The following is a 14,126-nucleotide window of genomic DNA, read 5'->3' as shown; positions in this document are numbered from 1 at the left end:
AATTTATTTATTTATACAAATAATTGTGTGGATTTTGCTGACCTTTTCTTCAAGCGCTTGTCCAACATGTGCTCAATAACGAAAATTCCGCCTTTATTTGTGCTATCAAAAATTCAATATAAAATGAAAAAAATCTTATTCAGCCTTTTACTTGTTTCGTCAGTTATTACTGGTGCGTTTGCGCAACAGTTCGAGGTAAGCTACGTTTCTCCCGGTTCCAGCCAGCCGTTTACCGGCTATGTTGTTTTGTACCTGTCGAAAGACAAGGCTCCAACAGGCGGCATGGTGGGTTTCGGCAAAACGGCCTACTTTTCGGTATATGTAAAAAATATAAAACCCGGCGGCACTGTTAAAATAAACGATGACGCCAACAGCTACCCTGCAGCACTTACCGATATCCAGCGCGGGCCGTATTACGCTGAAGTAGTATGGGACAAAAACTTAGGCGGTCGCGCCATAGCCGAAAGTCCGGGGAACATATACAGCGAACCGATAAAGGTCGATATCGACAAAAACACTAAATTGGTATATCATTTATTAGCAGACAAGGTTATCCCCGCACCTGAATTTAAGGAGACAGCGGTGGTTAAAGAGTTAAGGGTGCCATCGGCATTGCTCACCAAATCGCAGGGAAGGCCGGTAACAGTTGATGCAGCCGTTATTTTACCGAAGGAATATAGTTCGGACCCAAATAGGAAATTCCCTGTGCTTTTCAAGGTCTCAGGTTATGGCGGCGATTATCACCGCTATTCGGGGTCGACTGTGCCGGGCGCGCCCATTGACACTATCCCGGTTATTACGGTTTACCTTGATGGTAACTGCTCCGGCGGGCACAGCGTTTATGCCAACAGCGATAACAATGGCCCCTGGGGCGATGCGTTAACAACAGAATTTATCCCCGCGCTCGAAAAACAATTCCGTTGCAATGGAGCGAAATTGCTGACTGGCCACAGCAGCGGCGGCTGGACGGTAGCCTGGCTGCAAACACATTACCCAAAGGTTTTTGATGGTACCTGGTCAAGCTCGCCCGACCCGGTTGATTTCAGAAGCTTTCAAAAGATTAACCTCTACGCCGATAAAAATATGTTTTATGGTAAAGACAGCACGCTTAATTCAGTTGCTACGATTGCCGGATTTTTCCCATGGGTTACTATGAAGGACATTTACCTGGCTGAAAACGCGGTATACCGCGGCGAACAAATGCACTCGTTTAACTTTGTCTTCAGCAAAAAAGGGGCCGACGGAGCGCCACAGCAGCTTTGCAACTACGCAACCGGCGAGATAGATACCGCTGTGGTTTCGTACTGGAAAAATTACGACATCTCGTTGTACCTGCGCACCAAGTGGGATCAAATAAAACCCGACCTGGACGGCAAGCTGCGCATCTCGGTAGGCAAACAGGACAATTTCCTTTTAAACTATGCGGTAGTGCTGCTGGACGGTGAAATGAAGAAACTAAATTCAAAATTCCAGTTTGCATATTACCCTGGCGACCACTTTACAGTTTCATCGCCCGAATATGTAAAAGACGGCTACCAGTTTCTAAAACAGAAGTATGCGGATTGGCTGGCTAAGAATAAGTAATAGGCGGTAAGGAAATTTGAAAAGCCTGCTGTAGTTGTAAACTGCTATAGACATAGTAGTCCGCAGACACAGCCCGGACAGTGGGGCTGACCCCGAAGATATCGAAAAATTATTTTTGAACTATGGAAACTGAAAGCGCCATCTTGATACTACATAAAGAACTGGACTGGCTGCAAAGTGTGATCAGCCAGGTGATTAGTACTTACCTGTTGCAGGAAGGCCACGAAAAACACTGGACCGAAATCCCAGTGCCCGATTTATCAGGGCTTGATTGCCCTTATGCAGAAATTGTTAATACATGGGGGTTGGATACATACGCCAGGCTTGCCATTGCCCTTGCCATGGCGCCGCACATACGCCCCGAAGCGCTGGATGTTTTTTTTGGGAAAAACCAAATTTATGATCGGGGCTTTACAGAATTTGGCGGGATAACCGATAGAAGCTACAGCGGGTTTTTGCCAACCGGCCAAACTTTTTGTTTCCTGGTAACAGCTACTGAACCTGGATTACGGATCAGCGTAATGAACACACTTGGCGAGGACAGCATTTTAATGAAAGAGGAAGTGCTTATACTGGGCAAAACAGAGGCCCATGTGCCGCAGTTTAGTGGGGTGCTTGGTTTAAGTGAGCGCTGGCTACACTATTTTATTACCGGCGAGCATTTCAGGCTAGAAAACAGCGCTTCATTTCCGGCCCAAAAAATAACCACCAACATGGAATGGGATGATATTGTGTTGGATGATTCAGTGATGGAGCAGGTAGCCGAGATTAACGCATGGTTGCAACATGGCACAACATTGATGGAAGACTGGGGGCTTTTTAAACAAATAAAGCCAGGTTACAGGGCTTTGTTTTACGGCCCCCCCGGTACAGGCAAAACCCTAACCGCTACCCTCATCGGAAAAGCTTCCGGGCGGGATGTTTATAAAGTGGACCTGTCAATAATTGTATCAAAATATATAGATGAAACTGAAAAGAATTTATCAAAGATATTTGATATAGCACAGCATAAGGACTGGATATTGTTTTTTGACGAGAGCGATGCTTTATTCGGGAAACATACGGTCGCCAATTCATCAAGAGACAGGCATGCCAACCAACAAACCGCATATCTGCTACAAAGGATTGAAGATTTTCCGGGCGTTGTGATCCTGGCCTCAAACCTGCTGGCAAATATGGATGATGCTTTTATACGCCGGTTTCAGGCTATTATTCATTTTACGATGCCAACGACAGAAGAACGACGCCTGCTTTGGCAAGGCGCTTTTTCAGGAAAATGCACCTTGCACCCTGATATCGACATTGAAAAAATTGCCGAAGAATACGAACTGACAGGTGGGGCCATCATTAACGTATTACGTTTCTGTGCGTTGGCTGCCATCGGCCGTAATGATTCGGTAGCGACGAAGCAGGAATTAATGGCCGGCATAAAAAAGGAATTAAAAAAAGAGAACAAGACGCTGAATATAGCCAATTGAGTTCCTTTAAAATTATACCGTTCCTGTCCAGGCGCAGACGCCTTGACAGGAACGGTTGTGAGCGGCACGCTCACGATTCACGTCAAAAAACATTAACAATTTAAGCTATAGCTCCCCGCTGTTCGAAGTTCCCAAACTTTGAACGACTATGATAGTCTTTGCCTACACCATTCAAACCGCACAATCATCCAATCTTTTCCAAATTATCCCTATAGTTTTCACCAACAGGAATACGTTTATTACCAACCTGGATGCTGTTTTTATCCACCAGGTTAATCAGCGACAGGTTAACCAGGTAGGAGCGGTGCACCCGCAGAAATGCCGGTGAAGGAAGCAATTCAACCAGGTATTTCATGGTCATGTGCACCAGGTGGTTGCCGGTTTTTGTACATATCAAAATATAATCCTTAACCGACTGTGCATAGAATAGCTCTGCATGCTGAATTTTAAGCAACCGCCCCGATACTTTAAAGTAAGTGTAGTCTTTAGGCGCTTCGGTTTCGGGTTGCCATACTTTCACGAGTTTATTAATGCTTTTCTCAAACCGTTCGTAGGTAATGGGTTTAAGCAGGTAATCAACGGCATCCAGCTCGAAACCTTTAACGGCATGTTCTGCAAAGGCGGTTGTGAAAATAATAGCGGGCGGGTTTTTCAGAGAGGCGGCAAAATCCAGTCCGCTAATGCCGGGCATTTTAATATCCAGGAACATCAGGTCAACCTGCTGCTCATGCAGTAGCTTAAAAGCGTCAATGGCATTACCGCATTTGGCCACTAATTCCAATTGTGGCGTACGGCTGATGAAATGCTCCAGTATTTCCAGCGCCAGCGGTTCGTCATCAATAATGATACATTTGATCATACGTTGGGCAGGATTAAAGTTACCTCATAAATACCCGGCGCCTCGTTCATTTCAAGCTGATAACGGCCCGGGTATAAAATATCCAGTCGTTTACGCACATTCTTAATCCCTATTCCCGCTACTTCTTTTCCCTTTGCAGATTCCGGAATGCTGTTGCTTACTTGGAGCGTAAGGTCCTCGTCAGTCTGGCAGATCACAATATGCACAAATCCGTTCCCGGTTTCCTCTTCCAGGCCGTGCTTAAATGCATTCTCAATAAATGGAAGTAATAACAACGGCTCAATACGATATTCCGGCAGGATGCCCTGCACATCAAATTGGATATTTGTGCCCTTCTGGTGGCGTATTTTCTCCACTTCGATATAACCCGATAAAAAAGCAATTTCGCGGGATAGGGGCACCGTTTCCTGGTCGGCTTCGTACAGGATATATCTCATCATTTCACCCAGGCGGGCCACCATTGGTGCGGTGTCAGTGGATTGTTTAAGTGCCAGCCCATATATGTTATTGATGGTGTTGAAAAAGAAATGCGGATGGAGCTGCGCCTTGAGGTAATTAAGCTCCGAAAGCAGTTGCTGTTCCTTAAGCGTTTTCAGCTCATTATCCTGGCTGAAGGACCGCACCACGAAAGCCAGCCCGGTGAGTGGGAAAATGGTCGAGATCAACGCATAATTGAAAGTAAAAACAATCCGTGGATCGCGCAATTCATCCAGCGCACGTTTACGGAATGCCGTTGATATGAAGTCGGTATGGGCCAGTATCCAATTGGTGACGTATTTATCAAATATATGGTCGAGGATAACAAAAGCGATGCTGCACAGGATAACTCCCAATAAGCTGCGCCTGAATACATAAACTTTTAAAAACCCCCAGTAATATATCCCGTAACAGATCAACGCCAGGGATTCGGTCACCACCCTGTAGCCAAAGTCGTCACTAAATTTGGAAATATTATGTTGTACGTAAGCGCTGTATTCCAGGTCGCTGATGAGGGTTATGGCGAACGAAAGGAAAAAAATAAAGCCGAATTCCATCCAGAAATATTTCCGGTTAATAGTAAAGTGGCTCGCCTTCATGGTGCAAAATAGGGAATATCCGCCAAGCCGGGAATGGTCGCGTTCCCTTTTTCGACCAAGACCCTTATTTTTTCGACTAAAGCTCCCGATGTATGCCCCGTCGAAAATATAAGCCACCCAGTCTAATTGTTTAAAATGCTATGGTTCTGCTATGTAATTTTGGAATAAATAATCCACCCGAAACAATGAAACACTTTACCTTCCTTTTGGCAGCCTGTATCTTATCTGCCTTTGCGTTTACCCTGCCTGAACCCGGCTACCGGATCAACGGAACGGTTACCGGCTTACCCGACAGCACCTGGCTTTATCTGCGCACGGTTTCGCCGGATAAACAAATTGACTCCTGCCGGGTATTGGGAGGGAAATTTAGCATGAGCGGCAGGATCGCAGAAAAAGCGGTGCCTGTATACCTGCATACTGCGAAATATACCAACTATGTACATTTTTGGCTGGAGAACACTGCCATAAGTATGATTCTTAAGGCCGGCGAGTTCAAAAAAGGGCAGATCAGCGGCTCTGCCACCCAGGATGAAGATATTCGGCTCGAAAGGTTGCGAAGGCCCTATAACGAAGCGGCAGACAGCCTTGACCGGATCCTGGCTAAGACAAAAGACAGCATCGTAAGAAAAACCCTGCTGTCACAGATCAGGTCTTTCGAAGACCAGGGAAAAGAGGTAGAAAAGAACTGGGTGCGAAAAAATCCGAATTCGCTTGTTGCGGTTAACATACTGAGCATTTATGCCACCACCTGGGGAAGGGAAACAACCCGGGCGCTTTATCAAAACCTTACACCCGGAATGAAGGCCACCCGCTACGGTTACGAGATTAATGATTACCTGCTGTTAAACAGGGATCTGAAAGTTGGGGATCATTACGCCGATTTCGAACAAATGAATACGGCAGGAAAAGCGGTTAAGCTATCACAGGTTAAAGGCAAATATATTTTACTCGATTTCTGGGCTTCCTGGTGCGGACCCTGCCGTGAAGAAAACCCCAAGCTGGCGCTAACATATGCCCGCTTCAAAGCAAAAGGCTTTGCTATCCTTGGTGTGTCAATGGATGAAAGTAAAAGCCAATGGTTAGCGGCTGTAAAGAACGATCAGTTGACTTGGGAAAATGTCAGCGATCTGCGTGGTGATAAAAACCAGGCCACATTGATGTACGGCGTCAACGCGATACCAAACAATTTCCTGATTGATGAGAACGGAATTATTATAGCCAGGAATCTGCGTGGAAAAGAATTAGATGATAAACTGGAAAAGTTACTGCCGTAGTTGAAAATTTATGCCTGATCATAGGCTATCTGTTACCTATATCTGCAACTTGAAATGAACTTGAATGTGATTGAATAGCATAAACAAATCGTAACAAGTATTTTCGTCTAAAAATACCGGCATGAAAAGACAGACGCAATTACTTTTAACGCTTTTGTTTGTACTTACTTCCATTAGCGCATTAACGGCAGATGCCCAGGTACAGAAATATAACCTGCAACAACTATTAAAAGATGACAGGATAGTCACCGTCCCATCCCATCAAACTAAAATACTGGAGGATAATAAAAAGGGGGCCATCACCACTAAAGGGATTGTTTGGATCAAAGGGATCGATTTCAAACAAGGTACCATCGATATCGACTTACGCGGAAAAAATATTTTCCTGCAAAGCTTCCTGGGTATAGCCTTCCATGGAACCGACACTACTACCTGCGACATACTTTACTTCCGACCGTTTAATTTTAAGCACGCTGATACCAGCAGGCATAAATGGTCGGTTGCTTATATGCATATACCCGACAACGATTTTTCGCGCCTGCGGAAAGAACATCCCGGTGTATATGAAAACAAGGTAACCCCGGCGCCCGAAATGGACGATTGGTTCCATGCCACCATAGCGATAAATGGAAAGCAGTTGACCGTATATGTAAACCACTCGGCAACTCCGTCGTTAACCGTGACCATGCTTAGCGACCGGCAGGATGGTCTATTCGGCTTGTATTCAGATGCACTGACGAATGACTTTGCGAACCTGGAAATAAAATATATCAAGTGATGTATCAGGGGTATAAACACACAAATTTAGTTTGATATTTCTTTCTATAAGGCGTAATATCAGCTTTGCTGTTAGATTGCATATTAAACAAAAAGAGGCTATATCATAAATAATGCGTAGCTCTCTTTTCTTTGATTTGTTTATGTCCCTGATGCAGTCTGTTTTTGCGGATCGATTACATTCATCAAAATCCGGTTGTGGCTGGTTTGGTTTACTTAGGCGAAGATTATGATATTCCAGCGCGGCCAACTATGCCTGCCTGGAATCAGAATGTCGACATAGACAGTTTGTTCGATTTTATTTAGGTGCTAACTACAGACAGCTGGAACAGTGGGATTAAATATTTCAAATTCGGTGAATTCCGCCATTTCATCTGAAATTTTTATTGATGAAAACATAAATAAGGGAAATAGACAAGGAACAAAATATTGCTAAACAGGATATTTTCCCTTCTTACCGTACTTCTTCATGTGTTCCCTGTCCGATTCAAATAACTTAATTAGGGTTTGTAAACAAGTAATTTCAAAGTCAGCACAACAACATTTGAATGTTATATTATTACCGCTAATCCCAATTACCGCTTTTTGATTATGAACCGGGCAAGTTGTAAGGTCAATCACAAACTTAACATGATGGTTTAAATCCATTTTAATGAGGTAGTTGTTAAACTAAACCAATTGAATTCAAAAATGTTTTCTCCGCCGTCCGAAGTTTCCCAGCTTCGAACGATCATGTCGTATGAACACTAAAAAAAATAAAGCCTCCAGAAATCAATCTGAAGGCTTTTTTCGTTGAAGCCGTCGGGTTCAAACACTACTCCGACCGAAGGCTCTTAACCGGGTTGGCCAGCGCAGCCCTGACCGACTGAAAGCTTACCGTTACCAATGCAATCAAAATAGCGCCCAGCCCGGCTGCTGCAAACATCCACCAACTGATGGAAATTCTATAAGCAGAAGCGAAATCCTGGAGCCACTTTTGCATGCCCCACCAGGCAATGGGCGATGCAATCAAAATAGCCAGCAACACCAGCTTGACAAAATCTACCGACAGCAATGTGGTTATGCCCTGCACACTGGCGCCTAATACCTTGCGAATACCGATCTCTTTGCTGCGTTGCTCGGCCATGAACGCTGAAAGCGCGAAAAGTCCCAAACAAGCAATAATTATGGCCAGCACTGCGAAGGTGGTAAAGATGTTTCCCGTGCGTAATACATCGGCATACATGCCAGCAAACTGCTCATCCAGGAAATCGTAACGTATCGGTTGATTGGGTGAGAGCTTTTTCCAAACGGCCGAAACGCCGGCAACGGTATTTTGCACATTCGCCCCACTGAACTTTACCGTCATCATTGATGGGCTTATGCCAAAGTGAAATACCAGCGGATCGATATCGCCGCGCATGGAATTAAAGTTGAAATCCTGCACCACCCCGATAACTGTAAACGTATTACCATTGCTGATGCGTTTGCCCACCGGGTTTACCAGGTTCAGTTGTTTGGCCATCAATTGATTAATGACAACTGTTTTCCCCGCCGTGTCGTCAGCCCGGTCGTACGAAAAATTCCGGCCTTCAACCATTTTGATGCCCAGAGTTTTCAGGTAGGTGTCGTCAACCTGCCATATTTGACCGCCTACACTGGCATCCAGTTTTTCACGCCCCTCGTTAAAGAAAGCATTCTGATTGCGTTTGCTGTTTTCTATCGGCAGATAGTCGCTGATGGAAACGCTTTTGATCGACGCCATCTTAGACAGTTCGTTTTTAAACGTTTTTATGTTAGCATCGCCCAGTGTATTTGTGCCTTGCAACACCATTACCTGGTCCTTGTCAAAACCTGGTTTACGGTTCAGAATAAAGTGTGTTTGGGTGTAAATAACTATTGTACTGATGATCAATATAATAGACGTCGCAAACTGGAAAACTACCAGGCCGTTGCGCAGCAATGGGCTTTTGCTGCCATTTGCTATCGATCCTTTAAGAACCTGTGCCGGCCTGAAGGACGACAGATAAATTGCGGGATATATCCCGGCAAATGTACCAACTATCACAGCCGAAACCAAGACACAAGGCACCAGCCACCACTCGCCCCAGGGCATTATTAGCGATTTTGAGGCGAGCGTATTGAAATAAGGTAATACGAGCCAGGCGATGAACAACCCCAGTACAAACGAAATAAGGCTGTAAACCATGGATTCTGTCAGAAACTGGTTAATAAGGCTGCCGCGGGACGAACCAACCACTTTTCTCAGTCCGACTTCTTTGGCCCGGTTAGCCGACTTGGCAGTAGAGAGATTGATAAAATTGATACAGGCAATTACCAAAATAAATAGGGCGATTGCCCCAAACAGCCAGATAAAACGGATATCGCCGTGCGGGAATCCATCCGGCAAATCGTACGAATAAAGATTAACGTCTGTTACCGGTTGCAGGTGCAGGGAAATTCCTTTAACCTCTTTTTCGGCGTCTTTTCTACCCTCCCTGAGCGATTCCGGCAGCAAATAATTCTTTACAAGGTCAGCCGTAAGTTTTTTCTCAAATGCCGCCGCATTGACGCCGGCTTTTAGTTTAACGTATATCCGGTAGTTATACCAGCCCCAGTTATTTTGCTCGCCACTGCCAAATTCCATCCCGGCCAGCGTCAGGAAAAAATTGAACTGGTGTAAATGCGAGGTCGTAGGAATGTCGGCCATTACTGCGCTGATACGATGAGGGTGAGCGTTATCATTATCAAGGTACATCACCTGGCCCACCGGGTTTTGGCCGTGATAGTACTTGTCGGCCATTGTTTTGGTGATCACCAGGGTTAACGGCTCTTTTAAAGCCGTTTTCCCGCTACCAAATACCATTGGCAATTGCAAAGCGTCGAGGAACGACTGATCCGCATAAACAAAGCCTTGCTCGAAAGTGTTTTGCGCCTGGTCGGCGCGGCGCAGTTCCAGGTTGCCTGCGGCGTTTATACGCCCCGAGTATTCTACTTCCGGAAAATCGTTCTTAATTGCTTTGGCCATTGGCGCCGGCCAGTCGAAACCTCTGTCCCAGTTGCCATCGCCTGCAATGCGGTAAATTCGGTCTGCATCAGGGTAGGTGCGATCGAAATTTGTTTCATCGCGGATATACAATCCTATCAGCAAACAGGCAGCTATGCCCAGGGCAAATCCGCCGATCTTGATCGCTGCATACATATTTTGTCTGAGCAGTTGGCGGTAAGCGATCTTAAGGTAATTTCTAATCATGATATTGCGTTTTAATGTTTCAGGGCCCCGATTTAGCGGGCTTTCCGAACGCAATATTACCGGCCGTATTGGTAACCGGGGTGCCAACTTATCAATTGGTACCTCTTTTTTAAAGCTGTTTTTATATTCCACCGGGGTTTTGCCGGTCATCTCTTTAAAAACCCTGTTAAAAGTGGTTTTAGAATTAAACCCCGATTCATAGGCGATACCCAGCAGGGTAAGCTGGTCGTAACCCGGTTCCTGCATTTTCCGGGCAATTTCACGAACCCGAAATTCATTAATAAAATCGCTGAAGTTCTTTTCCAGCCCCGCATTAATGATCCGCGACAAATCATGCGGATGAATTTGCAGTTTCACTGCCAGGGTGGTTAATGTCAGTTCGGCATCCTCGTAGAGGCGGTTTGCCGCCACGGCTTCCTTTAGTCTCCTGCTTTTTTCTCTCGCATCCGATCTGTTGGTTATTGGCATTGCCAGTTGTGCACCGGTATCCAATTTGAGTATTGCTTCCGCAGCCATTTCAATCAGTACAAAAGCAACAGCCAAACTAAAAGTATCACTAAACAGCGATAACACGCAAAGCATGCCGAGCAAAACTAACGCCCTTTCCAGACGCCTGAAAGCAAAACGCGGCCTGTCCATCAGTACCGGTCGCAGGCGGTTATAAAAATTCTCTATAAGCCGGTACGACAGGTACAGGTAGATGATAACCGAAATCATAACCAGCCAGGCCGGCATCCAATATCCAATAAACAGGAGGGAGAAATGCAACATATCTTTCGGGCGGAATTGCCGGTCGTGGCATGTTAGCTGTCGTACATAAAAATACAATAGCGGTCCCAGTGCTGGTAAAAAAAACGGTGTGAGCCCACCGGTCTTCAATGCGATTACGACCAGGGCCAGGCTCAAAAACAAGTTGGCTGTTTGGCCAGCCCTTTTTGCGAATCCTAAAAGCAACGCAAGCGTCAGTCCCGCGAACAGGGTTCCCACCGAGGCCAGGTCATACAGGCTGATATGAAAAAAATAAGATCTCAAGTATGTTCAATATTTCAATTATCATTCCAAGTTACATACTTAACTGATTGTTAGTAAATTATATAATTGTCATAAATATTTATGTAATAAAAGCGAACAGCCCGCTGTTCGCTTTTGATTCCCGCCGGGTAAAAACCGAACCGTTTTATAAATAACTTAGGACGGCGTTTGATACATTTTGAGATTTTGTTAAAACGCATGATTAATAGCTAATCGCGTTGGCAGAAACAGGCGTTCAACAAAAAAGCCCGGTATTTTTTGGTTTAGTTATATAAATATTCAAGATTTGTTCGAACCGGGGAGTATACATAACATGCTTCACTCGAAATAAACTTCTATTTAGTTACGTCCACAAAAGATGAACATGAACGATGAGTCAAATGATCGCAAGATCAATATGAAAATGCTCGCCAGGGAGCTGAACTTGTCGATTGCCACGGTGTCGAGGGCGCTTAAAGATAGTTATGAGGTTAGCGATCAAACCAAAGCCAGGGTTAAGGAAGCCGCGGCCCGTTTAAACTATGTGGTTAATACCCAGGCCAGCAGTCTCAGGAGTCATAAAACATACACCCTGGCCATCGTTGTGCCTGAAATAGGTGACAGTTTTTTTACCCAGGTTATCAATGGGATCGAAAGTGTGGCCGACAAGAAAAAATACCGGGTACTGATCTGCATGACACATGATAGCTACGAACGTGAAATGTCGGTTATTAATGAATTGACGAATGGCCGTGTTGATGGGGTTTTAATTTCCGTTGCAAGTAACACGCGCAATGGCGATCATTTTAATGCCCTCAAACGGAAAGGTATTCCTATCGTTTTTTTTGACCGCGATTTTAAAGAAATTAACGCTGCAAGCGTAAAAACTGATGATTTCGAAAGCGCGTATAACGCGACCTGCCATTTACTGGATAATGGCTGTAAAAAGATCTCGTTGATAACAGTGCGGGGAGGTGTCTCAATCTTTTCTGCAAGGGAAGAGGGCTATCGGCAAGCCTTGATTGATAATCATAGCAAACCTGGATTACCGGATATTATTCATTGCGCGAATGAACATTCAGCCGATAACATCGCTATGATCCGCGATCACCTGTTGAAGGCACGTCCTGATGGGCTTTTATTGACGGTTGAGCACCTTTCGACTGACGCCTATACAGCTTGTCAGCTGATTGGCTTAAAAATTCCTGCTGATATTAAAATAGCCTGCTTTACCACCCAGCTTACGGCCGGCATTCTCAATCCTGCATTGACCACTATCCAACAACCTGCGTTTGAGATGGGCCAAAAGGCTGCGGAACTGCTTATTGAATACTTAACCTACAAATACATCCAATTGGAAAACCAGCATTTGGTTTTGCCGTCTAAACTAATTATAAGGGATTCAACAGGTTTGAGGTGACCAGCCTGGAATGGCTAACGGGCATAAATCAAATTGTCGCATATCACCAAGTGTTCCTAACGGAACACTATCAATTCATTAATATTTTTCTACCGACCAATCGTCCCTTAGGGCAATGTCATTAAGTTAAGGGAACCAAAGCGTAAAGCCCCCTCTAAATCTCCCCCGGTTGGGGAGACTTTAGCTTCGCCCGCGTTTAATTTTTTTCAAGGGACGATGCTGCAGCGTGCTCCATAGGAGCACTTCGTCGGTAGAAAATTCACGAAGAGGTTTTACGTTCCATCGGAACGTTTCGTGATTGCGCGACATTCTAATTTGCACCTGGTCTAACAGCAATGCTGCATATCGTAATCCTGTTGGTTTAAAATGTAAACGTTTACGTAGATAAATCTGGCTAACCCATGAGAAACGCTCCTTTTTATTAAGAAATTTGATAACAGGCTTAATACGAAACCAATTACCTTTATTGAATATCATGAGCAAGATCACACAAGCACAGGATCAAAACCCGTTGGCATCTGTTGATGAATGGGAAGATGATCTGTTAGTTCGTTACCCTGATGCCGACACCATAGCGGCGGGCCGGGATACAGCAGCATATCGCAATTATGAAGCTACGCTTAAAGATACCGTTAGGGAATTTTACCGTTTACAGCATATTAACCAGACCTATGATTTTGTGCTGCAGAAAAAAGAGCAGTATTTAAAATTCGACAAAAAAGAAATGTCGGTGTGGGATGCGTTTGATTTCCTAAATCAGTTAGTTGACGATTCAGATCCTGATACCGACCTGGATCAGTTTCAACACCTGCTCCAAACCTCCGAAGCTATCCGGGCTGATGGCCGCCCCGACTGGATGGTGCTTACCGGCTTGTTTCACGACCTCGGGAAAGTGCTGTGCCTGTTTGGTGAGCCTCAATGGGCGGTAGTAGGGGATAGCTATCCTGTGGGCTGCGCTTTTTCTGATAAAATTGTTTTCTCTGAATACTTTACAGATAACGCAGATCATTACGATCCGCGCTACAATACCAAATATGGCGTATACGAACCCAATTGTGGTTTGGATAATGTGCACATGACCTGGGGGCACGATGAGTATATTTATCACATGATGAAGCCATACCTTCCGGAAGAGGCGCTTTATATGCTCCGTTATCACTCATTTTACCCGCAACACCGGGAAAACGCTTACAGCCACCTGATGACAGCAGACGATCACCGTTTATTTAAATCGGTCGCGCTGTTTAATCCCTATGATCTATATTCAAAAAGTCCCGAGATCCCCGACTGGAATAAGCTGCGGCCCTATTATGAGGATATTGTAGCTAAATATTTACCGGCAACCCTGAAATTTTAAAAGGGCAGGTATTATAAAATTTCAAAGTTCTTACCGTCGCCTGCTATCGGAGCTAAGC

At 44.9% G+C, this 14,126-nt stretch carries 9 protein-coding genes; 6 read left to right on the top strand and 3 right to left on the bottom strand.

All coding sequences use genetic code 11. From position 1 onward, the window contains the following. Nucleotides 1-123: 123 nt before the first annotated feature. Nucleotides 124-1,584, top strand: a complete 1,461-nt coding sequence (locus tag NAF19_RS23645; RefSeq protein ID WP_252792823.1) for an alpha/beta hydrolase-fold protein — start codon at nt 124-126, stop codon at nt 1,582-1,584. Between the two features lie 122 nt (nt 1,585-1,706). Next, nucleotides 1,707-3,062, top strand: coding sequence for an ATP-binding protein (locus tag NAF19_RS23640; protein WP_252792822.1), 1,356 nt, complete (start codon nt 1,707-1,709; stop codon nt 3,060-3,062). 184 nt (nt 3,063-3,246) lie between these two features. Here NAF19_RS23640 and NAF19_RS23635 read toward each other — a convergent pair whose 3' ends face one another. Together NAF19_RS23635 and NAF19_RS23630 are read right to left on the bottom strand one after the other, a co-directional pair. Beyond that, on the bottom strand, nt 3,247-3,921 hold the full coding sequence (locus NAF19_RS23635; protein WP_252792821.1) for a LytR/AlgR family response regulator transcription factor: 675 nt from the start codon (nt 3,919-3,921) through the stop codon (nt 3,247-3,249). Continuing rightward, a complete protein-coding gene (locus NAF19_RS23630) occupies nt 3,918-4,997 on the bottom strand; it encodes a sensor histidine kinase (RefSeq protein ID WP_252792820.1) in 1,080 nt (359 codons plus the stop codon). Before NAF19_RS23630 ends, NAF19_RS23635 begins: the two co-directional genes overlap by 4 nt. A gap of 185 nt (nt 4,998-5,182) precedes the next feature. Between NAF19_RS23630 and NAF19_RS30665 the strand changes: the two genes are divergently transcribed. After that, entirely contained in the window at nt 5,183-6,271 is a 1,089-nt protein-coding gene (locus tag NAF19_RS30665; RefSeq protein WP_305884795.1) for a TlpA disulfide reductase family protein, read from the top strand. Between the two features lie 121 nt (nt 6,272-6,392). Then, the gene (locus NAF19_RS23615) at nt 6,393-7,049 is read left to right on the top strand and encodes a hypothetical protein (protein ID WP_252792819.1); all 657 of its coding nucleotides are present in this window, start codon (nt 6,393-6,395) and stop codon (nt 7,047-7,049) included. Nucleotides 7,050-7,862: 813 nt separating this feature from the next. On the opposite strand, the gene NAF19_RS23610 is transcribed toward NAF19_RS23615, so the two are convergent. Continuing rightward, nucleotides 7,863-11,312 carry an ABC transporter permease gene (locus NAF19_RS23610; protein WP_252792818.1) on the bottom strand — a complete coding sequence of 1,150 codons (3,450 nt, stop codon included), beginning with the start codon at nt 11,310-11,312 and terminating at the stop codon, nt 7,863-7,865. Between the two features lie 358 nt (nt 11,313-11,670). Here NAF19_RS23610 and NAF19_RS23605 point away from each other — a divergent pair, with 358 nt between their 5' ends. Beyond that, the gene (locus NAF19_RS23605; protein WP_252792817.1) at nt 11,671-12,711 is read left to right on the top strand and encodes a LacI family DNA-binding transcriptional regulator; all 1,041 of its coding nucleotides are present in this window, start codon (nt 11,671-11,673) and stop codon (nt 12,709-12,711) included. Nucleotides 12,712-13,186: 475 nt separating this feature from the next. Beyond that, on the top strand, nt 13,187-14,068 hold the full coding sequence (locus NAF19_RS23600) for an inositol oxygenase family protein (RefSeq protein WP_252792816.1): 882 nt from the start codon (nt 13,187-13,189) through the stop codon (nt 14,066-14,068). Nucleotides 14,069-14,126 lie beyond the last annotated feature (58 nt).

The sequence above is a fragment of the Mucilaginibacter flavidus genome, assembly GCF_024055575.1.
Lineage (GTDB): Bacteria > Bacteroidota > Bacteroidia > Sphingobacteriales > Sphingobacteriaceae > Mucilaginibacter > Mucilaginibacter flavidus.
This window is presented reverse-complemented; position numbering and strand designations above follow the sequence as displayed.